Here is a 20,284-nt window from a genome sequence, read left to right as displayed (position 1 = left end):
TTTTTGTGTTAAAAATATGGACATGAACGTGTTTATGTGAAAACGGTGATCGTGATCTTCTCGTATTCCAACAAGGGTGTGGTACAGGTTAAAACCCGGCCTCAAGGCGGGGTTTTTTTATTGGTTGGAGAGGGGATTCATATCATAAGTAGGTGTGGTGCGTGAGGGGAAAACATTTAAAAAAAATGAAAATGCCTCGACAAGTCTAAAAGAGCTAAGGTGAAGGCAATGGGCTTTTGCAACAGAGAGGCTTGGGTAAAGGGAAGAAGAGGGGATTTTTCATGAAGCTAAGGGGGCGATGCAAGAAAAGAGAGGGATGTGCAATGGGAATGTATGCTGTTCTTGGCGTGTTAATGTCAAAAGCGGTTTGCAGAGCGTTTGGGCGATTTAAGCGCGTAGACCATTTATTTTGAAGCCATTAAAGCGCCTGGTCTAAAGGAGAGAAGGCTTGGAATGAAGCCGATGGAGGCTTAGAGGGAAAAGATTGATGCTTAATGGGAAAGACTTAATGAGAAAGACTTAATGGGAAAGAAGAATAAAATGGTGCTGCGAGAGAGGATTGAACTCTCGACCTCTCCCTTACCAAGGGAGTGCTCTACCACTGAGCTACCGCAGCCGTTTTCAATCATTGCGCTGTCTTGTGCCATATTGTCATAAAATAGGCAAGAGAACATTTGTATATTCTTGCAAGAAAACGTATCTTATGTCATGACAAGAGTGTTCTTATACTCTTAAATATATTGTAAAAAGCCGTGAGTTGATTGGATAGAAGCTCAACACTGTTTAAAAGGTTGTGCAATGACACAGATGTATCAAAAACAAAAGCACGATGAAATCAATCATCAAGAGGAAAAAGCAAAACGACGTCAAGAAAGATTGGCGCAGCAGTTGCGGCAAAACTTAAAACGTCGAAAAGAGCAAAGTCGAAAAAGAGCGCAATCAGAGCTCTAAAATGCCAAAAAATATTTTTTTTAAGGCATTTTTGCAACTAAATGTCTCAATCATTTGTTCTCATCGTTAGAAGGCGTTTTAAAAAAAACGATCAATAAAGCATAACTTTTCAAAAGGAGAAAAACCTTTGGAAGGGGTGGCGTAAAGGAAAAGAGGGAAAACACGATGGATGCTATTCAAATTGTTGGTGGGGTAGAACTTAAAGGGACAATTCCGATTTCGGGAGCAAAAAATGCTGCTTTGCCTCTTATGATTGCGTCACTGTTGACAGAAGAAACGCTCACGCTAGAAAATATTCCACATCTTGCTGATGTTGAGTTGCTTATTCGCATTCTCAATAATCATGGTGTGGGATATGCTGTTGATGGACAAGAGATTAAAGATGATGGTGTTAATTCAAGAACAATCCATTTTAGCGCGCAAAAAATAGCCACAACACGGGCATCTTACGAATTGGTGAGAAAAATGCGGGCAAGCTTTTGGGTGATTGGACCGCTGCTTGCTCGATGCTTGGAGGCTTATGTTTCGCTTCCTGGAGGATGTGCTATTGGAACAAGACCTGTTGATTTTATTCTCGAAGGGCTGAAAAGTTTAGGGGCTCATATTGCCATTGAAAATGGATATGTTCATGCAAAAGCCCCAAAGGGATTAAAAGGGGCGCATTACCGTTTTCCTAAAGTCACGGTCGGGGGAACGCATGTATTGCTAATGGCGGCAACAATGGCAAAGGGAACAACCATTCTTGAGAATGCGGCTTGTGAACCAGAAGTCACAAATCTTATTCGAACCTTAAACGCGATGGGGGCTCAAATAACCGGTGAAGGTACAACAACCCTTACCATTGAAGGGGTGAAAAAACTCAAAGGAACAAGAATACGCGTTATTGCGGATCGAATTGAAGCGGGAACATATGCAATGGCTGTCGCAATAGTGGGGGGAGATGTCTTTCTTAAAAATGCCAATCCTAATCATTTGACAACAGTGCTGAAAGTTCTGCAAAAAACAGGGCTTGAGATTCAAATAGAGCCGCAAGGAATTCACGTGAAGCGAAATCCAAAAAACACAAAAATTATGCCTGTTGATATTAAAACAGGTCCTTATCCGGCTTTTCCAACCGATCTTCAAGCGCAGTTTATGGCGTTGATGACACGCGCTGAAGGAATTTCCCATATCACGGAGACGATTTTCGAAAATCGTTTTATGCATGTTCAAGAACTCAACCGTTTAGGGGCACAGATCAAACTCGATGGCGAGAGAGCAACCGTCTATGGAACAGAAAAGTTGCAAGGCGCCCCTGTGATGGCAACTGATTTGCGGGCTTCTGTCTCTCTGGTGATTGCGGCATTGGCTGCAAAGGGCGAAACAATCGTTAATCGTGTTTATCATCTTGATCGTGGCTTTGAGAGGTTGGAAGAAAAATTATCCCGATGTGGTGCGAAAATTCAACGGATAACGGTGTGACCCTGCTCAAAGGGCATGGGCTTGAATGTCTGTTGTTTGGGGGGGATGCGTTTTAACACGGGGCATTTCCCATATCACGGAGACGATTTTCGAAAATCGTTTTATGCACCTCTAAGAACGCAACCGTTTGAGAGCACAGATAAAACGCGATGGCGAGAGAGCATCTCATGGGACATGAGAAGTTGCAAGGAATATGAAAAGTTGCAAGGCACCCTTGTGATGGCAACTGATTTGCGTGGTGTCTCTCTGGTGATTGCGGCCCCTTTATTCCTATTAATAGTGGCTGCAAAGGGTGAAACAATCGTTAATCGTGTTTATCATCTTGATCGTGGCTTTTTAGAGGTTGGAAGAAAAATTATCCCGATGTGGTGCGAAAATTCAACGGATAACGGTGTGACCCTGCTCAAAGGGCATGGGCTTGAATGTCTGTTGTTTGGGGGGGATGCGTTTTAACACGGGGTATTTCCCATATCACGGAGACGATTTTCGAAAATCGTTTTATGCACCTCTAAGAACGCAACCGTTTGAGAGCACAGATAAAACGCGATGGCGAGAGAGCATCTCATGGGACATGAGAAGTTGCAAGGAATATGAAAAGTTGCAAGGCACCCTTGTGATGGCAACTGATTTGCGTGGTGTCTCTCTGGTGATTGCGGCCCCTTTATTCCTATTAATAGTGGCTGCAAAGGGTGAAACAATCGTCAATCGTGTTTATCCTCTTGATCGTGGCTTTTTCGCAGGTTGGAAGAAAAATGAACCCGATGTGGTGCGAAAATTCAACGGATAACGGTGTGACCCTGCTCAAAGGGCATGGCAAATCTCGTACAGGGAGTAGGGGCATGTGTTAAGGTGTGAGGTATGTTTTTAGGTGTATTTTTGTGGGGGGTGAAGGATTGTTCGTCTTCTCAATAAATTGCTGGTTTTCCCTTATGGTTTTGGAGAGCGCGCATAAGAGGCTGAGAGAGATCTCTTAAACAACAGAAGGCAGTTTTGTGTTTGATTGCTTAAGTGATAATACTGTTTTAAATTTTATTGCTGCTCTTTTGAAATTATCTTATGAATAAGTACATCTAATAAGTATACACGGGCTTTCGTTGTATAATGCAGTTTTATGGGGGAACCCAAAGCCTGAAAATCCAAAGTGGAGATATGAGCCTCCTTTATAAGGAACATGAGATTCCGGGAGTTTTTGCCATGTCCAGGTGTGTTCACATACTAAAAGCAAAAAAAGCTGACTCGGATTCAGTGTTTTTGACTCCCGGAATACGCATAAAGAGGTCACTTGCAATGGGGCAAGGGGCGTGATCTGTTAGTCTATAAGGAACACGAGATTCCGGGAGTTTTTGCACTGTCCAGGTGTGTCCATACACTAAAAGCAAAAAAAACTGATTCGAACTCAGTGTTTTGACTCCCGGAATACTTATGCGAGGGCGCTCGCAACCGGAGGGGGAACCTGAAGTGAAAGCTAAAAATCCACATTTTCCAATAAAGAATCCACATTCTAACGATATTTTGATAGGCAAAAGAATTCGTTTGAGACGAGAAATGTTGAAAATTTCTCAAAAAGAATTAGGGCATCGTTTAGGGGTTACCTTTCAACAAATCCAAAAATATGAAAAGGGCATCAATCGTGTGGGTGCAGGGCGCCTACAAGAAATTGCTGATATTCTGGATATCTCGATTTTCTTTTTTTATGCCGATATTTCAACGAAAGAGCATGTCTTGCTTCCTTATGAAGAAATGACCTCAAGCCAAGAAGAGCATGTCCTGTTGAAAAGCTTTAGAGAACTTAAGCCTAAGCAACAAAAGGCAATTTTATGTTTGATTGCTGAAAGGTAAAAATCACGCCTTTAAATTTTATTGCTGCTCTTTTGAAATGATTTTATGAATAAGTATAAGTTATGAATAAGTTTATGCATAAGTATAAGGGCTCTCGTTATACAATGCAGTTTTAAGGGGGAAATCCAAAGCCTGAAAATCCAAAGTGGAGATATTTGTTTTCTCTATAAGGAGCGTAAGATTCCGGGAGTTTTTGCCATGTCCAGGTGTGTCCCCGCGCACTAAAAGCAAAAAAAGCTGATGCGAACTTCAGTACTTTCAGACTCCCGGAATACGCATGAAAGAGCCGCTTGCAATGGGGCAAGGGGCTTGAAGTGATCCGTGAAAGCTAAAAGAAAGCAGTTCTTAGGGATGATTTCTTAAGAGATGAAAACATTCCTTTAAATTTTATTGTAAATTTTCCTCAATTCCTTTATCAATAGACCTTGTGACTTTGGTCGTCTACGCCGCGATCAGTAGGGTCTGAAAGCCCTAAAGTTCGATCATAAAATTAACCCACTCTTGTGGATGTCCCGGAATTCCGGGAGTTTTTGCCATGTCCAGGTGTGTCCCCGCACACTAAAAGCAAAAGGCTGAGTCAAGTTTCAGCTCTTTCAACTCCCGGAATACTTATGCGAGGGCGCTCGCAACCGGAGGGGCGTGAACCGTGAAAGCGAGAAAACAGCTTTCTGGTTGATTTCTCATGCGTGTAAAAAAGTTTAAAGAGTCTTTTTGCTTCAATTATTCGATCGTTTTTTTAGGAAGGGAGTGCTGCGACGGCGGGGTGCTGTGGCGGCGGGTGCTGTGGTGCGGGTGCTGTGGTGCGGGGGTGTTGTGGCGGTGGGTGCTGTGGTGGTGTGGGTTCTGTGGTGGTGGGTGTTGTGGTGGGGGGTGCTGTGGTGGCGGGTGTTGTGGTGGCGGGTGCTGTGGCGGGTGCTATGGTGGCGGTGGGTGTTGTGGTGGTGAGGGTGCTGTGGTGGGTGCTGTGGCGGTGGGTGCTGACCTTTTCCTCGCAGAAATATCCTAAGAAAGCCTCTTTCTTTTCATTTTTAAAATTAGTTTTATCCTTTATTCTTAAAGGCGGTGCAAATAAAGCGCCATGGGTGAGAGGGAACAGAGGAGACCATGTAACAAAGGGGTCTCATCATGGTTCCTGTATTCGAATGCCCACAAGCGTTGTTCCAATGTGTTGACACTGTTATCAAGAGCTCATTGGGTGTTATCAAGAGCTTATTGGGTTATAGGTCTCATTGGCTGTTTTTCGTTTGCAAAACTCTTTTTAAAATTAACCAAGCGGCATATTCTTGTAAGACAACACCTAAAAGGGGGCGCGTATAGGGGAATGTCAGATGATCATCATCATATCCTTTCATTTGCACCGTTATGGTTGCATGGCCAAGGCTTTCTTGCTGACTTTCTAACAGTTCGATAGAAGGAGAGAGGCTCACGGCAACCTCTATCTGTGGGATATTTTGGGGACTTGTTTCTGGCGTCTGAAAATATTTTAAAAGATGGGGATCATCAATCAACCACTGTATCTGTGCGTATTTTGCGAGTTGTTGACCCGCTGTGGTGACTTCTCTGCCAACCAAATGGGGGCGAAAATGATGTTCAAATTCTTCGATGAGAGGTGGTGCCAAGGGAGTGGATGATTGACCAACCAGTTGCACCAAAACATAGGGGCTTTTCCATAAAAAATGGCGCTCAAAGGGTTCATTGGCAAAATGATGATCAACCCAATGCGCAAGGGTACTTTCATCAATTCCAATCAAAGTCCAAGCATACGTTGCACGCGATTGAGAAGAATATTTCTTCTCATTTTGCTGTAAATAATCTTCTAAAAGGGCAAGCGCTTGGGAGGGGGGACCAGGCAAAACAACAAGGGTGCTGTCATCAGAAGAAAGAAAAAAACCTGGCGCGGTGCCGGTCGGGTTGTCAAGCACTGTTGCTGTTTGTGGAAATAAGGCTTGACGCGCATTATTCTTATCTGGCGTAATCTTTAACCGCTCTAATTGACCTTTGATGATTTGCCAAACATCTTCATGATGCACCAAAGGTTTTCTTACAGCTTGAGCGACCCCATCGCGGGTTTTATCATCAGAGGTTGGACCTAAGCCCCCACTGATGATAATTAAATCTTCTTGTCCAAGACAAGAAATAATCGTCTCACTGATTTGCTGTAATTGATCCGCACAAACAAAATGACGCGTGACTTGAATGTTTCTTTTTTCCAAACTTTGGCTTAAATCTTGTAAATTCGTATTCAAATATTGTCCTGAAAGGAGTTCATCACCAACCGTGATAATGACTGCACGATAGGAAGAAACAGGATTTGTAAGAAAATTGCCAACAGCTTGTGCCATTTGACGGGGTGAGGCGTTCCCTCTTCGATCATGGGGGAGCGTTTTTCCGCTACGAATAACTTGATCAACACTTTGAGATAATTGGTGTGCTTCCTCGTAAAAGCCTAAATGCTCTAAGAGTAAAGACACACTATACAACATCGCAGAAGGATTGGCTTTATTCTGTCCAGCAATCTGTGGGGCGCTTCCATGAGCTGGTTGAAAACAGCTCATCTTATCCCCCACATGGGCATGGGCTGCAAGCGCCAAGCCCCCCATCATCCCGGCGGCAAGATTTGAGAGAATATCGCCAAACATGTTGTTAGCAACAATCACACCAAATTGCTCTGGCTTTGTTGTAATCCATAAAGCAACCGCATCAACATCATGAATATCGGCTTCAATTTCTGGATAGTTTTGTGCGATTTTTTCAAAAATTTCCTGAGCAAATTCTCCACTTTCGCACATCACATTCAGTTTATTTGCAAAGGTAACCCGCTTAAATTTCCGCCCACGTGCATAAGAAAAAGCATATTCAAATAACCGCTCTAAACCAAAGCGTGTTTGCAAACAAACGGACCATGCTGCTTCTTCAAGACCATATTTTGCTAAATTTTGATGTTGTAACCAGGCGGCTGTTTCCGGTGTGATCCCTCGAAAATCTAATTTTGCGCAGAGACCTTCGCTCTTTTCGCTGATTATACAAAACTGAAAAGGTTTTTTCGGACCAATGATGTATCTTATCGGACATACCGTGGCAAACAAGCTTAACTTTTGACGAAGTTGAAGGAGAGGAGAAACATAGGAAAGATTTTGCTCTTTTAAAGGCGCTGCACCTTCTTCTAAAGTTGCTTCTTTTCCCTTCTCTGTCACAGTTCCAAGTAAAAGTGCATCACTTTTAGCGATTTTTTGCCAAGTCGCTTGAGGAATAGCATCTCTTGTCTTTTGCCAACACTCAAAACCAATATCACCATATATGAATTCAATGGGCAATTGAAATGGCTCTAAGACCATCAGCGCTGCATCACAGATCTCTGGTCCCACACCATCACCTGGTAATACAAGAACTTTCTTTTTCATGAAATCCCGCCCTCTATTGGCTAATGCCTCTATTTATTGATGCCTATTTATTGATGACTTTATGCCTCATAACACAATGAACCTCTACACATTGTTCAAGCTTTACGGATAATAAAGTCTATATTCTTCAAATCTCTCTTTTAAAAAATTAAGAGAAGAGCAAAAATCTCCTTTGTTTCCCCATTGGTCTTCTTGGTGTAAGAACAAGACGATGCGCATATCGTTTAAACGCCCCGCACTTTGTATGGTAGAGTTTGGAAATATGAGCTCCTCTTCTAACCTTAAAGACATTTTAGTTAACTCTAAAGATATTTTACTCTCTTGCAATGCTTAATTTATAAATGCTTCAATCATTGAAGGCGAAAAGATATTGAAGGCGAAAAGAAAATCATGAGAGCTTCATTATATGGGTTAAAAAAGCATAGGTTTAAAAAAAAATAGCTCTTGAGATTTTCCGTTTGGTGCAAGATTTTATCTCTCTTGTAAAATGTTTCCTTATTTACGCAAATTTAAAAGGACTAACAGGGGGCCCCTTATTCTTTAATTTGCCAATGTCCCATTGGTGAATATGAGACGGAGGGGTAAGCATAACGGACTTAGCACCCTGTAACAGCATCATGGAAGAGATGAATCTCGTTAGAGCATAAAGCCGTTTAACCCACATTGTCCATGGGTTACCCTTTAGGGGCGCCGATTTCAATATATTCAATTTGAGTAGCTGTTAGATTTTTAATATATTTTATGATGTCGTCTCGTGAAAAAGAAAACGGATTACGATACCCTCCATCACGTAAAGGGATATCAAGATTTTTAAGCATAGCGCCTCAATTTGGTTATTTGACTTGACTTATGGTTATAAAATAATTGGCTTTTCGAATATAAATGATAAAACCCACGAGACAACATGTTGCTAATTAAAAGTGCAACACCCAATGGATTATGTCCGGATATTTTTCCAATTACTGCGGCGCTCAATGCAGCGCTTCCTAATTGTAAAGCGCCCATCACACCGGATGCTGCTGAGAGCTGCTCGTGGGATGTGAGGAAATCGCTAACGCTGTGCCTCAAGGTAACAAAAAGCCATTGCCAAAAGTGAGAAGTGAAAGGACACTTAAAACGCGTGACAAGAGGCCACGGACTCACATAAATTTGGAGACCAAATAATATCCCTCCTGAAGACAAAAATAAGATATCCACGTTGAATGGTCCGTTCCATAGATTCTTGCTTAAGAAATCTTCGTGCAACCAAGTTGCCTTAAGACATGAGGTTACAAGAAACACCAATGTAACTATATCCAATATCGTTACTAGGTAAGCCCAAAGCTGTAAGAAAAAAAGGCGACTCCACAATGTAAGCAAAATAGGTTGCATAGGCAAAACAGGGTATCAATGCGTAAAAAATAAATTGCTTATTTCTAAGGACTCCTAAACTGCCCTTAATAACACCCACAGGCGTGAAAGAGTGACGTTTGATAGGGAGAAGAGTCTCTGTGAGGACAAAATAACACAAACAAATGGTTGAAAGGATAAAAAGGCTTAGAGAAGATAAAAGTGGCTTGCTAATGAAAAACTTGCAATAATAAACCCCCAATCAATTTTGCTAAGTGCTGGTGATGTTCCAACAAAAGGAAAAATAACGAGATAAAGCCTTCCTGCGGACTTTTTATCCATTAAATCATTTATAATCGCGCGACTTAAAACAAGTCCCGCACAGGCGGCCTAAGACCTTGTAAAAAGGGGGAGTATAAAAAAAGTTTGAATATGAATGGTGTAAATTATACTTAGGGTGGTAAAAAACCACAAAAGTGAGCCAAACAAAAGCGTCTTTTTACGTCCAAAATTATCACTAAGTGGTCCATAAATCAGTTGTCCAACAGCTAAGGCGAGTAAAAAAATGGCTACCGCACTTTGAATTTCAGACTCGTTTACCTGATAATATTGACGCATATCTCCAAGGCGGGAAGAAAAATATCCGTAGAAATTAACCCCCCGATCGATAAACACACAATAGAGACTATGAATAATAAAGAAGGCTTATGGATCACAAATAAATACTTTTCAAAATTTAAGACTTTTAAAGTCAATAAAATAACTTATACTTAATAAAGATAGGGATACTTTTCATCCTTTATCGTTTCCTCCAGGAAAAAAGATCGCTTTATACTTTAATCATTTTTAATGCCTGCACTCATTTTAAGAAATACCCACTCATAAAAATATGTAAAAATGATTGAGAGATCTCTTAATTGATGAGAGAGGCTGAATTGCTTCTTGCGGAGTTTTCAAAAGGGACGCGTGGTGCGTGATCTATTAAAGGGCGCGGCTTAAAAGAGGCGCGCGGGGCAGCTTTAAAGGGAGGTGGGGGCGCTTAAAAGAGGGGGCGCTTAAAACCTACCAAAAATCTGGAACTTCAGGCTTTAAATGCGGACCAATGCGTACCGCTGAGACCTTTTCTGCTAAGCCGGTGCGGTCTGAAATTTCAACCGCAAAACCACAAAGAGTGGCGGGACCTCGTGCTGGTTCAAAACGATCTTGTTTCGTTTGGTAAAGAAAACGGTGTAACGGTTCTTCTTTATCCATGCCAAGGGAGGAGTTGTAATCGCCACACATGCCAGCATCTGTTAAATATGCACTGCCCCCTTCTAAAATCTGCGCATCAGCGGTGGGAATATGCGTATGCGTGCCAACAATAACACTCACACGACCATCAAGAAAATGGCCAAAACATTGCTTCTCGCTCGTCGTTTCCGCGTGAAAGTCAAAAATAATCGCATCCGCTTGCTCCATTAAAGAGCAGGCGAGCAGAATATTTTCCGCTATCTCAAAGGGATCTTCTACTTTGCATGGCATAAAAACATTGCCCAACAGATTGGCAACAAGAACACGTGCACCATTTTTTGCCGTAAAAACTCCGGCTCCTCTTCCTGGTGTCTCTTTCGAGAAATTAGCAGGACGTAAAAAACGATCACTCTCATGTGCATACTGTAAGGCTTCTTTGTGAGAAAAAGCATGGTTTCCGGTTGTGACAACATCAACACCCGCCATTAAAAGATCTTGATACGTGTCTTGCTTGAGGCCAAAACCATCAGAGGCATTTTCCCCATTGACCACAACAAAATCAAGCTGCCATTTCTTAATCAGTTGAGGAAGATGCTCAAAAACGACCTGACAACCTGTGTTCCCAACAATGTCACCCAAAAATAAAAACCGCATAGGTACTTTAATCACATTTTAACATTTTAAGAAACCTTTTTCTGTAAAAATTCCCTGGACCTGTAGATCATGTTTGGCCGCAGGAATAGAGTCCACCTCCTGACATGAAAAACCTATGCCCCATAATGCCATTTGATGTCCTTGTTTTTCAAGGGCTTCAACTGCACGGTCATAATAGCCACCTCCATAGCCAAGACGGTGACAGTGATGATCAAACGCAGAAAGTGGAACAAGAATATTATTGGGGATAACCGTGGCATTATCTGCACCAGGGCCTAAGGTGCCAAAACGCATGGGCTGAAGTTGCGTGTGTGGTGAAAATTCTCGAAAAATCATGGTGGTGGAATCAAGAACGGCTGGTAAGGCTAAACGCCCCCCGCGTGAGGCTATCACATCAAGAAGAGGGCGTGGGTCAATTTCCGATTTAATGGGCCAATAGCCTGCTAAAATGAGGCGTGAAAAATCTGTTCCTTTTTTTTCAAAGGTTTCAAGAAAATGGCGACAAGCACGCTGTGAAAACAGGGATCGCTCTTCTTTTGAAAGAGCATCACGACACGATAAACCACTCTCGCGTGCTCTTGCGCGAAGCGATGAAGTGTTTTTAGAAGAGAGATTTTGGGTCATTGTTTCATCACTTATTCAGCGGTTGGTTTTGCCCCATTGTAGCCATGGTTGGTTTTTTGTAAACAGCCATTAGGAAATCATGTGTGTGGAACAAGCTTTATGAAACTTAAGGTGCGCTTTTCTGGTTAAAAGGGCATCACGACGCGAGCAAACCACTCTCGCGTGCTCTTGCGCGAAGCGATGAAGTGTTTTTAGAAGAGAGATTTTGGGTCATTGTTTCATCACTTATTCAGCGGTTGGTTTTGCCCCATTGTAGCCATGGTTGGTTTTTTGTAAACAGCCATTAGGAAATCATGTGTGTGGAACAAGCTTTATGAAACTTAAGGTGCGCTTTTCTGGTTAAAAGGGCATCACGACACGATAAACCACTCTCGCGTGCTCTTGCGCGAAGCGATGAAGTGTTTTTAGAAGAGAGATTTTGGGTCATTGTTTCATCACTTATTCAGCGGTTGGTTTTGCCCCATTGTAGCCATGGTTGGTTTTTTGTAAACAGCCATTAGGAAATCATGTGTGTGGAACAAGCTTTATGAAACTTAAGGTGCGCTTTTCTGGTTAAAAGGGCATCACGACGCGAGCAAACCACTCTCGCGTGCTCTTGCGCGAAGCGATGAAGTTGAGGCTATTCTTTTTATCAGCTGTTGCAAATCTCATGAAGTTAAAGCCTATCGTCATTTTGATCTCTTTAAAAGAACTTCTTGCTTTATAGAAAAGAGGGGCCCGTAGAAAAAAGAGCTTCACAGAAAGGGGCGTTTCATGCAAAAGGGCATGATCAATTTTGGGGGAAAAGCTTTAGGGGAAAAAAGTGATGCAAAAAAAGGGTGATCCACAACAGCCGATGGAAAAAGCTGATCCCGGGAACCTATACAAATAGGTGGGCGCCATATGAAAAAGCCCACGGGCTTCATCAGGGACAGCTCCCTTGGAGATCAATAAGGTCTCAGGAATACGTTATTTCCTGTCGAGAAGCGCAGAACACCCCCTTTAATATAAAACAATTTCACAGCTTCTGCTAGAGATAAAATAATTCCAACCATTTATTTTTTATCAAGTTTTACAAGAGATTTTTTACCCCCTTGCTGGTGATTGTTAGAAAGCACTGAAGAATGGATGGACGGCTTATTCAAATAAAAAAATCAAAAATAATGGATAGGTGAGGGTGAGTGAAACATTTTTTATTGATAATGTTTGATTTGCTTTTTAGAAGCAATGTTTAATTTTTCCTTTTGGAATAAGGCTTGATTTTGATGTTTTATGGAAATGTTTGCAGGGAAGCTTGAAGGGGAATATTTCTTATTCAAAAATGTTTGTTGAACTCAAACGAGGCACTTTTGACGTTTTTTATCAATGATGAAGACATGCAGAGGGATGCCTTTTATCATTTTCTAAGTTTGTGAAAAACACATGCCAATGGCGTGGTGCTGGAGGGCGTGTGCCGGAGGAGGTATGTGCCGGAGGGTATGTGTTGGAGGCGTGTGTGTTGGAGGGGCGTGTGCTGGAGGGGTGCGGTGTTGGAGGCGTGTGTGCTGGAGGGGGCGCGGTGCTGGAGGGGCGTGTGTTGGAGGGGCGTGTGTTGGAGGGGGCGTGGTGCTGGAGGGGGTATGTGTTGGAGGGGAATATTTCTTATTCAAAAATGTTTGTTGAATTCACACGAGGCATTTTTGACGTTTTTTACCTTATGAAGTGTATTTTAGGGCTGTTTTATCAATGATGAAGATATGCAGAGGGATGCCTTTTATCATTTTCTAAGTTTGTCAAAACACATGCCAATGGCGTGGTGCTGGAGGGGCGTGTGCCGGAGGAGGTATGTGCCGGAGGAGGTATGTGCCGGAGGGGCGTGTGCCGGAGGGGGTGTGTGTTGGAGGCGTGTGTGTTGGAGGGGAATATTTCTTATTCAAAAATGTTTGTTGAATTCACACGAGGCATTTTTGACGTTTTTTACCTTATGAAGTGTATTTTAGGGCTGTTTTATCAATGATGAAGATATGCAGAGGGATGCCTTTTATCATTTTCTAAGTTTGTGAAAAACACATGCCAATGGCGTGGTGCTGGAGGGGCGTGTGCCGGAGGAGGTATGTGCCGGAGGAGGTATGTGCCGGAGGGGCGTGTGCCGGAGGGGGTGTGTGTTGGAGGCGTGTGTGTTGGAGGGGAATATTTCTTATTCAAAAATGTTTGTTGAATTCACACGAGGCATTTTTGACGTTTTTTACCTTATGAAGTGTATTTTAGGGCTGTTTTATCAATGATGAAGATATGCAGAGGGATGCCTTTTATCATTTTCTAAGTTTGTGAAAAACACATGCCAATGGCGTGGTGCTGGAGGGCATGGTGTTGGAGACGTGTGTGTTGGAGGGGGCAGGGATAATTTCAGTTTGGGATGGGATGCGTGTTTTATGCAAACTTGAAATAGGCGTAAGGATTCTGTTTTAAGTATGAGGCGTTCAAAGAGATTGGGGTGATTGTTCGTCTAATAAAGCCTCAATGCGCTTTTGAAGCTTTTGCATTTGTGGATAGATGCTTAAAGCTGTTTCGTAAGCTTTAAGAGCAAGTTTTGGACGCTCTGTTGCTTCCATGGTAACGCCAAGTTCAAAAAAGGCAATGTAATTACGAGGCTCAAGTTCAAGAGCATGATTGAGATCAAGCATGGCAAGTTTGAAATCATTCAGTTGAATGTGAATCCAAGCACGTCTTACCCAAGCTTCAGCATAAGTCGGCAAAAGTGCAAGAGCATTATCAATATAATCAAGCGCAAGTCCATAATCATCATTATTGATCGCATTTTCAGCCCATGACATTAAAAGATCAATCGTCTCACTTCCCGATTGGGACCATAAAAGTTGAAGCTGTTGACTGATTTTTTTTGCTTTCGCAACATCAGCACAATATTTTAACTCTTTTAGTAAACGTAAAATTTCTGCCTCTTTGCGTTGCTTAACCCTGTCAACAAAGGAAAGCTCCTCTGAGTCGAAATCTTCAAGAATCATCGCAGATGAATCAGAATCAGAGGGCGTTGCGGAAGAGGGCGGAGAATTGGGAATGAGATCATCTAACGGTAAAAGCGATTGTGGAGAAGGACGATCTTCAGGAAGTGAAGGTGGACTTTGTCCATAAACAGAAGAAATAAAACAAAAAAGACCTATAACAGAAAGAAAAAAAGTGCGCCGAAGAAGATAGAAAAAAAGCACCTGAAAAAATCGAAAAGCTTTTAAAATAAAAAGACCCATAAAAACAAGCCCTCAAAAGATAAATCATTAAACATTATCAAACAGCGGACTCGTAACCAACAGACTTAACCCCAAAAAAATTTCAAAAAAACCTAATGCCTACTTTTGTAGGCATTAAACCATTCACTTTAGAAAAAATCAGCCCTGACGGAAAAATCAACCCTGACGTGCTCTAAAACGTGGGTTCGTTTTATTGAGGATATAAACACGCCCTTTACGGCGCACCAAACGATTGTTACGATGGCGTTCCTTGAGTGCTTTAAGCGAATTTTTAATTTTCATCCTATTCACCGTTTTAACAGTTTACATAACACAATATTACAACACAATACTCTTACAATACTAAATAACAATAATACAACAATGTGAGGTGCACAAGCATTGCCCTATGATAGCGTTATTGTGATAGAGTTATTGCATCATAACACGAAACGATACACTTTTCCACTGTGATAACAAAAAGAAAAACGCACCCTCAAGGTACGCAGCAACATACTTTATCAGCACAACGAATAAGTAAAAATTATAAAAAGTAAGAGAAATCTAGCAAGAAGCCTTACCCTTGTCAAGGGTCTTTTCTGTGACAAAAAGAGGGGCTTGATGGTTGCCTTGAAAATAAAAATATTTGAGAAAAAAGCAAAATGAGAAAAAAGCAAAATAAAGATTAAGAAAAATAAAAATAAAACGTGAAAACAAAATTTTAGCTTCTCAGATTTGAATGAATAAGCTCTGTTAGAGAAAGTTGAAGGAATGAAGCCGTGTTGTTGCGCCGTTGAACTGTTAAGCGGTTTGGGCTTTGCTCTTTTAAGAAGAAGGCTAAAGGGGCTTATCAAAGGGCGTGAGCGCCTTATAAGGGAGAGTTGAAAGGGGAGCAAGGATGAGGAGGAAGTGCAGCCGTTGGATTGTTGAGCGGTTGGGGCTTTTAAGGACGTGGTGATGTTTTTAAAAAGAGCAGGGCTATGAATCCTATTAGAAGGGAGAGTTGAAAGGGGGGAGGAGGTGCTTTCGCTGCTCTTGAAAGTCGCTTGGAAACGAGAAAAATTTGGAGCTTTGTAAAGTGCTGTTTTGATGGTCTTGGTGAATGATATTGCTAAGCCAAGAGAGAGAAAACAGTTTCTAATGTATGAAAAGTCTATTGCATAAATAAAAGATACTTACGAGAAGGGGAGACTTTGTGCGAAATGCCATAAAAATAGGGCATAAAATCAATGGATATTCTAGGGGGCTTGATACATCTTATCATTTCTTGATCATTCATTGTCTAAATAAACTTAAAGAAAAGAGGGAAAAAGACTAAAAAAGCTGGGGGCGTGAGATTAAGAACAATTGATCTGAAAAGAAAAAAAAGAGTAGAGAAAATATCAAGAATTTATGTGCTTTGAAAACAATAACCCTTGATTAAAGTTAAGGCTGTTGAAAGAGAAGAAAATCTCACGAGACGAAAAAGTAAAAGGCGTTTTTGCCAAAATATAAGGTCATCATTTATTGCTTTATGTTTTTTAATGATTTTCGTCTCTCGATTATTTCATTTGCTTGCATCTTTTGATAAAGATGTCGCCAGTAGTTGCTCGTGTTGGGAATAATATTGTTTCTTGTCCTTTGGTATACGATACATAAAATATTATGCTTATAGTTTCAAATGATCCTTGGATGAAGTGTCTTAATACCTTATACCTTAAATAACTGAACTCTTATCACACTAGATAAGTCTCGAAATATTAAAATAAAGATTATCGTATTTTAAATCTCTTATTTTTCATGACTTTTTCACTTATCAATTTCTTTGTTACATTCTTGAATCGCTAGATCTCGTCCTGTAAGGGCTTTACGATACAGTTTTCGATATTTAATGACAGAATAAATAAGCCAAACCGATAATGTTATTATTGCACAACCGCCTATAACCCCTAGAATACGCCCTAATATTATCGCTTCAGTCATTTTTCTCTCCCTAGTGGATTGTGGTTAGCAACAGCTTCGTCCAGTTGCTTTATTACTTTTTTGAGTTTCTTCTTTATTATGATGTATAGCACCAAAGAGACTGGTATCGAACCGTACAAAATTAATACGCACACCAGCCCTATTGCAGTTGTCGCATCCATTTGATCTTTATCCACATTGCCTATTATAGAGAGGAAAATGTATAAACAGACGCTTATAAAGATGATGAGTATAAATTCTTTTAGTGAAACAACGCCATATTTTATTGTTTCCTTAACTTCTTTTTGTATATCAAGGACTAAATCCCATTGAGAATATGGATTATTTCGTTGTCCCGATGATGTGCTTGATATATTTGGCTTTTGTGTTGTCATGTTGATACTAGTCGGTTGTTTAAATATTTTGTACTCTGATAAAGTAAACGATCCTCTTTTTCAAGATATTCTAAGATGGAAAAAAGATTCCTGTACTTATTATACTTATAATATGAGCGATTTACTACGTTTATTGAACATCTTTTCTTAATTATTAGACATATCCCCCCACCTTATTCTTCTATATAAACAATTTGTTTCGTGTGTACAATTATCTTTATGACTGATCTACAGTTAAGAGGTGTTTAATATGTAGTGCGCAAGTCGTCTGAACTTGCTTTAAGGAAAGCGCGATTTGTGGATAGATCGACATGGGATTCTTCGTTCTTGAGAGTGGTTAGGCATTTAAATGTGAATAAGGTACTTTAGAGGCGAAAATGAAGGCTATAAACATAAAGAAGCTGATAAATATTAATGCGTGAGAAACGGTTGTTGTTTTAGAGCCTATGCTCAATTGACGTTTTTCTTTTAGTGTATCATGTATTGCCGTCTGTTATTTTAAGCTTTATTGTTATAAGGCAAAGAGAGGTGCTTAAAGCCTGCGAAAAGATGACAAAGATTATATCGCTTGAGTAAATAGCATCACACTCTTTCCCAGCCCTAAAATGTTGCAATAGCCTTTGGTCCTTGAGAGGATTTAGGAGGGGTATTTTTTTCTTTCCACATTTTTACTCATAGGTTTGCTCTCCTTTCAATGTGCAAGCAAGGGATATTAATTGATTCAAGTTAGAGAGAGATTATGATAAAAAATCTTACTCTATTGGGGGGATAATTCACGTTAAAAATGATTATTTATTATTATAAATCAATATTTATATTGAATTAGCAGAGATATTATCTGTGATGGATAAGCTTAATACTTATAATTATAATCTTTTACATGGATGTTTGGTATGGAGCGCGAAGCTTGGCATTTTTCTGTGAAGAAAAAATGAACACAAGGACAGACGTGAGATAAGAAGAGTGCATTGTTCAAGTGCTTTTTCTATGGGGGAAAGAGGCTAGTCTATTTCTTAAAGATTGGAATGAAAAGGGTATGGATGGGGGAAAAATGGTGCTTGGGAAAGGTGGGAGGAAGGCAAAGCGTAAGTGGGACAGTGGGTGGTTTTTAAGTCGTGGAGGAATATTTTTGAAAAAGGAAAGCACTGTTGGATTGTTGAATGGTGCGTTTTTTTGTTTTTTTTAGAGGGGGTATGGAGGTAGAAGAGGATTGGGAAGAGAGAAAGCTGTGAGAAGGGCCAAGGGTTAGAGACGCTATTGGCTGAGTCGTTGGATAGCGATGTGCGCGGCTGGAGGTTTTGGTTTTTTTTAGTGCATTGGGAAAAATAGGGGAAATGGGGAAAAACGTTTGTATAGGGGGTTAAGATTTGCTTGCTGGTCTGGTTAATTGAATGACATGGCCCATTTTGCGGTAGGGTTGGGCAGTGCGTTTGCCATATAAATGGATTGAAGTGCGCTCTTGTGTGAGAAAATATTTTAAAGTGTTCAAATTGTTCCCAAGAAGATTGGTCATTTGGCAATCACTATGGCGATAGGGGCTGCCTAAGGGGAGCCCACAAATCGCACGGATATGCTGCTCAAATTGTGACGTGATGCAAGCTTTTTGCGTCCAATGACCAGAATTATGGACACGTGGTGCTAATTCATTCACTAAAAGACGACCATCCGTTAAGACAAAAAATTCAATGCAAAGAACACCAACATAATTAAGAGCATCCATTACTGTAAGGCTGATGTTTTGCGCAGCTTTTTGTCCTTCAAGGGAAGTGTGAGAGGGAACAAAGGATTTATGAAGAATGCCGTTTTTATGTTGGTTTTCAGGACAATCATAAAAAATATGTTCCCCTTCTTTAGTCCGCGCCGAGAGAACCGAAATTTCCGATAAAAAAGGAACGATTTCTTCCAAAATACAAGGCTGATTTGCAAAAGAATTTAAGGCTTCTTTACAGGTTTGTTCATCAGGATGATCAAGCTTGATCTGGTTTTTTCCATCATAACCAAAACGACGTGTCTTTAAAAGACCACGCCCGCCTAAGGCATCAAGAGCAGAAATAAGAGAAGAAAAATCGTCAACAGCATGCCATGAGGCGGTGCTGATCCCTTGATCTTGTAAAAATTGTTTCTCAAAAAGTCGATCTTGCGCAATCTCTAAGGCTTCAGAAGAAGGATAAACAGGTTTGCTCTTCTCTACATATTGAACCGTTTGAAGCGAAAGATTTTCAAATTCATAGCTAACAACATCACACTGTGCAGCAAAATTATCTAAGGCTGATTGGTCATCATAGGAGGAAATAATATGATTATTGGCTGTTTGAGCGGCTGGGCAATCGGCTTCAGGGCAAAAAATAACCGTTCGAAATCCTAATTCTGCGGCTGCTATGGCGAGCATGCGCGCTAATTGTCCGCCACCGATTAAACCAATGACACTGCCTGGAGGGAGCATGTTGGATGAGGTGGATGTGTTGGAGGACGTGGTGTTGGAGGGCATGGTGTTGGAGGGCATGGTGTTGGAGGGCGTGGTGCTGGAGGGCGTGGTGCTGGAGGGCGTGGTGCTGGAGGGCGTGGTGCTGGAGGGCGTGGTGCTGGAGGGCGTGGTGCTGGAGGGCGTGGTGCTGGAGGGCATGGTGCTGGAGGGCGTGGTGCTGGAGGGCATGGTGTTGGAGGGCATGGTGTTGGAGGGCGTGGTGTTGGAGGGCATGGTGCTGGAGGGTGTGGTGTTGGAAGACAGTGTCATTTTAAACCTCCGTTACAGGCATGAGGGCGACACTGGCTGTTTGTTGCTGACGCCAATCTTCTAAGCGTTGGGCAAGATCAGGATCATAAACTGCCATAACAGCGGCGGCTAAAAGGGCTGCATTAATGGCTCCTGCTTTGCCAATGGCTAACGTCCCAACCGGTATGCCTGCTGGCATTTGCACGATTGAAAGCAAAGAGTCTTGTCCAGAGAGAGTGTGTGAGTGCACTGGAACGCCAAAAACAGGAAGAGGCGTAAGCGCTGCGAGCATCCCAGGAAGATGCGCTGCACCCCCAGCACCAGCAATTAAAACTTTAAAACCTGCGGACTTTGCTTCTTTGGCAAATTGATAAAGGCGTTCAGGGGTGCGGTGGGCTGAGACAATATGCGAACTATGAGAAATGCCAAGAGCTGTCAAAATATCAGCACTATGGCACATCGTTTTCCAATCCGATTGACTCCCCATCAAAATCCCGACATTACATGATTTCTCCATCATTCTCTATCCTTTTCAAAGACTCAAAG

Annotated in this window: 17 protein-coding genes, 1 tRNA gene, 1 other RNA gene and 2 pseudogenes; 8 read left to right on the top strand and 13 right to left on the bottom strand. The window is 41.5% G+C overall.

Features of this window, described 5'->3' with window-relative positions:
• Positions 1-541 precede the first annotated feature (541 nt).
• Positions 542-616, bottom strand: a tRNA-Thr gene (locus tag D1092_RS07075).
• A gap of 182 nt (positions 617-798) precedes the next feature.
• Here D1092_RS07075 and D1092_RS09545 point away from each other — a divergent pair.
• From D1092_RS09545 to D1092_RS09540, 6 genes and pseudogenes are all read left to right on the top strand, one after another.
• On the top strand, positions 799-951 hold the full coding sequence (locus D1092_RS09545) for a hypothetical protein (protein ID WP_167309316.1): 153 nt from the start codon (positions 799-801) through the stop codon (positions 949-951).
• A gap of 165 nt (positions 952-1,116) precedes the next feature.
• The gene (gene murA, locus D1092_RS07070; RefSeq protein ID WP_148255688.1) at positions 1,117-2,412 is read left to right on the top strand and encodes a UDP-N-acetylglucosamine 1-carboxyvinyltransferase; all 1,296 of its coding nucleotides are present in this window, start codon (positions 1,117-1,119) and stop codon (positions 2,410-2,412) included.
• A gap of 58 nt (positions 2,413-2,470) precedes the next feature.
• Positions 2,471-2,809 (top strand): annotated as a pseudogene (locus tag D1092_RS07065) (hypothetical protein); the annotation flags it as partial.
• A gap of 174 nt (positions 2,810-2,983) precedes the next feature.
• A complete protein-coding gene (locus D1092_RS10150) occupies positions 2,984-3,199 on the top strand; it encodes a hypothetical protein (protein ID WP_422386916.1) in 216 nt (71 codons plus the stop codon).
• A 635-nt stretch (positions 3,200-3,834) separates the two neighbouring features.
• Complete coding sequence (locus D1092_RS07055) at positions 3,835-4,251, top strand: helix-turn-helix domain-containing protein (RefSeq protein WP_148255687.1); 417 nt, start codon at positions 3,835-3,837, stop codon at positions 4,249-4,251.
• A 797-nt stretch (positions 4,252-5,048) separates the two neighbouring features.
• The gene (locus tag D1092_RS09540) at positions 5,049-5,423 is read left to right on the top strand and encodes a hypothetical protein (RefSeq protein ID WP_167309315.1); all 375 of its coding nucleotides are present in this window, start codon (positions 5,049-5,051) and stop codon (positions 5,421-5,423) included.
• Between the two features lie 54 nt (positions 5,424-5,477).
• On the opposite strand, the gene D1092_RS07045 is transcribed toward D1092_RS09540, so the two are convergent.
• From D1092_RS07045 to ssrS, 6 genes and pseudogenes are all read right to left on the bottom strand, one after another.
• Positions 5,478-7,652, bottom strand: coding sequence for an isocitrate/isopropylmalate family dehydrogenase (locus D1092_RS07045; RefSeq protein WP_148255685.1), 2,175 nt, complete (start codon positions 7,650-7,652; stop codon positions 5,478-5,480).
• Positions 7,653-8,326: 674 nt separating this feature from the next.
• Entirely contained in the window at positions 8,327-8,470 is a 144-nt protein-coding gene (locus D1092_RS09535; protein ID WP_167309314.1) for a hypothetical protein, read from the bottom strand.
• Positions 8,471-8,485: 15 nt separating this feature from the next.
• A pseudogene (locus D1092_RS07040) lies at positions 8,486-9,697 on the bottom strand (multidrug effflux MFS transporter).
• 346 nt (positions 9,698-10,043) lie between these two features.
• Positions 10,044-10,865 (bottom strand): TIGR00282 family metallophosphoesterase, encoded by an 822-nt coding sequence (locus D1092_RS07035; protein WP_148255684.1) that lies wholly within the window; start codon positions 10,863-10,865, stop codon positions 10,044-10,046.
• An 18-nt stretch (positions 10,866-10,883) separates the two neighbouring features.
• Complete coding sequence (locus tag D1092_RS07030) at positions 10,884-11,489, bottom strand: 5-formyltetrahydrofolate cyclo-ligase (protein WP_148255683.1); 606 nt, start codon at positions 11,487-11,489, stop codon at positions 10,884-10,886.
• Positions 11,490-12,305: 816 nt separating this feature from the next.
• A non-coding RNA gene (gene ssrS / locus D1092_RS07025) (6S RNA) lies at positions 12,306-12,466 on the bottom strand.
• Between the two features lie 452 nt (positions 12,467-12,918).
• On the opposite strand from ssrS, the gene D1092_RS07020 reads away from it, so the two are divergent.
• Complete coding sequence (locus D1092_RS07020) at positions 12,919-13,197, top strand: hypothetical protein (protein ID WP_167309313.1); 279 nt, start codon at positions 12,919-12,921, stop codon at positions 13,195-13,197.
• 730 nt (positions 13,198-13,927) lie between these two features.
• Here the strand turns inward: D1092_RS07020 and D1092_RS07015 are convergent.
• The 5 genes from D1092_RS07015 to D1092_RS07000 all read right to left on the bottom strand — a co-directional run bounded on the left by D1092_RS07015 (position 13,928) and on the right by D1092_RS07000 (position 19,468).
• A complete protein-coding gene (locus tag D1092_RS07015) occupies positions 13,928-14,710 on the bottom strand; it encodes a tetratricopeptide repeat protein (protein WP_148255681.1) in 783 nt (260 codons plus the stop codon).
• A 156-nt stretch (positions 14,711-14,866) separates the two neighbouring features.
• Positions 14,867-14,992, bottom strand: coding sequence for a type B 50S ribosomal protein L36 (gene ykgO, locus D1092_RS07010; protein ID WP_004863016.1), 126 nt, complete (start codon positions 14,990-14,992; stop codon positions 14,867-14,869).
• A 1,485-nt stretch (positions 14,993-16,477) separates the two neighbouring features.
• On the bottom strand, positions 16,478-16,651 hold the full coding sequence (locus D1092_RS09530; protein WP_167309312.1) for a hypothetical protein: 174 nt from the start codon (positions 16,649-16,651) through the stop codon (positions 16,478-16,480).
• Complete coding sequence (locus tag D1092_RS07005; protein WP_148255680.1) at positions 16,648-17,025, bottom strand: hypothetical protein; 378 nt, start codon at positions 17,023-17,025, stop codon at positions 16,648-16,650. The genes D1092_RS09530 and D1092_RS07005 overlap by 4 nt, the downstream gene beginning before the upstream one ends.
• Positions 17,026-18,385: 1,360 nt before the next feature.
• The gene (locus D1092_RS07000) at positions 18,386-19,468 is read right to left on the bottom strand and encodes a 5-(carboxyamino)imidazole ribonucleotide synthase (RefSeq protein WP_241439565.1); all 1,083 of its coding nucleotides are present in this window, start codon (positions 19,466-19,468) and stop codon (positions 18,386-18,388) included.
• On the opposite strand from D1092_RS07000, the gene D1092_RS09645 reads away from it, so the two are divergent.
• The gene (locus tag D1092_RS09645; protein ID WP_174767370.1) at positions 19,467-19,823 is read left to right on the top strand and encodes a pentapeptide repeat-containing protein; all 357 of its coding nucleotides are present in this window, start codon (positions 19,467-19,469) and stop codon (positions 19,821-19,823) included. The two genes, D1092_RS07000 and D1092_RS09645, sit on opposite strands and share 2 nt — an antisense overlap.
• On the opposite strand, the gene purE is transcribed toward D1092_RS09645, so the two are convergent.
• Entirely contained in the window at positions 19,761-20,258 is a 498-nt protein-coding gene (purE, locus tag D1092_RS06990) for a 5-(carboxyamino)imidazole ribonucleotide mutase (protein WP_148255677.1), read from the bottom strand. The two genes, D1092_RS09645 and purE, sit on opposite strands and share 63 nt — an antisense overlap.
• Between the last annotated feature and the right edge of the window lie 26 nt (positions 20,259-20,284).

This window comes from Bartonella krasnovii (assembly GCF_003606345.3).
GTDB lineage: Bacteria > Pseudomonadota > Alphaproteobacteria > Rhizobiales > Rhizobiaceae > Bartonella > Bartonella krasnovii.
Note: the sequence above shows the minus strand (reverse complement) of the source record. Positions and strands in the feature narration are given on the sequence as shown.

Excerpts from the sequence above, each read along its gene's own strand:
- D1092_RS07035 (WP_148255684.1), bottom strand. The coding sequence starts at position 10,865 with ATGCGGTTTTTATTTTTGGGTGACATTGTTGGGAACACAGGTTGTCAG.
- D1092_RS07000 (WP_241439565.1), bottom strand. The coding sequence starts at position 19,468 with ATGCTCCCTCCAGGCAGTGTCATTGGTTTAATCGGTGGCGGACAATTA.
- ykgO (WP_004863016.1), bottom strand. The coding sequence starts at position 14,992 with ATGAAAATTAAAAATTCGCTTAAAGCACTCAAGGAACGCCATCGTAAC.
- D1092_RS07015 (WP_148255681.1), bottom strand. The coding sequence starts at position 14,710 with ATGGGTCTTTTTATTTTAAAAGCTTTTCGATTTTTTCAGGTGCTTTTT.
- D1092_RS07005 (WP_148255680.1), bottom strand. The coding sequence starts at position 17,025 with ATGACAACACAAAAGCCAAATATATCAAGCACATCATCGGGACAACGA.
- D1092_RS09535 (WP_167309314.1), bottom strand. The coding sequence starts at position 8,470 with ATGCTTAAAAATCTTGATATCCCTTTACGTGATGGAGGGTATCGTAAT.
- purE (WP_148255677.1), bottom strand. The coding sequence starts at position 20,258 with ATGATGGAGAAATCATGTAATGTCGGGATTTTGATGGGGAGTCAATCG.
- murA (WP_148255688.1), top strand. The coding sequence starts at position 1,117 with ATGGATGCTATTCAAATTGTTGGTGGGGTAGAACTTAAAGGGACAATT.
- D1092_RS09545 (WP_167309316.1), top strand. The coding sequence starts at position 799 with ATGACACAGATGTATCAAAAACAAAAGCACGATGAAATCAATCATCAA.
- D1092_RS07030 (WP_148255683.1), bottom strand. The coding sequence starts at position 11,489 with ATGACCCAAAATCTCTCTTCTAAAAACACTTCATCGCTTCGCGCAAGA.
- D1092_RS09530 (WP_167309312.1), bottom strand. The coding sequence starts at position 16,651 with ATGACTGAAGCGATAATATTAGGGCGTATTCTAGGGGTTATAGGCGGT.
- D1092_RS07045 (WP_148255685.1), bottom strand. The coding sequence starts at position 7,652 with ATGAAAAAGAAAGTTCTTGTATTACCAGGTGATGGTGTGGGACCAGAG.
- D1092_RS10150 (WP_422386916.1), top strand. The coding sequence starts at position 2,984 with ATGAGAAGTTGCAAGGAATATGAAAAGTTGCAAGGCACCCTTGTGATG.
- D1092_RS07055 (WP_148255687.1), top strand. The coding sequence starts at position 3,835 with ATGCGAGGGCGCTCGCAACCGGAGGGGGAACCTGAAGTGAAAGCTAAA.
- D1092_RS09645 (WP_174767370.1), top strand. The coding sequence starts at position 19,467 with ATGTTGGATGAGGTGGATGTGTTGGAGGACGTGGTGTTGGAGGGCATG.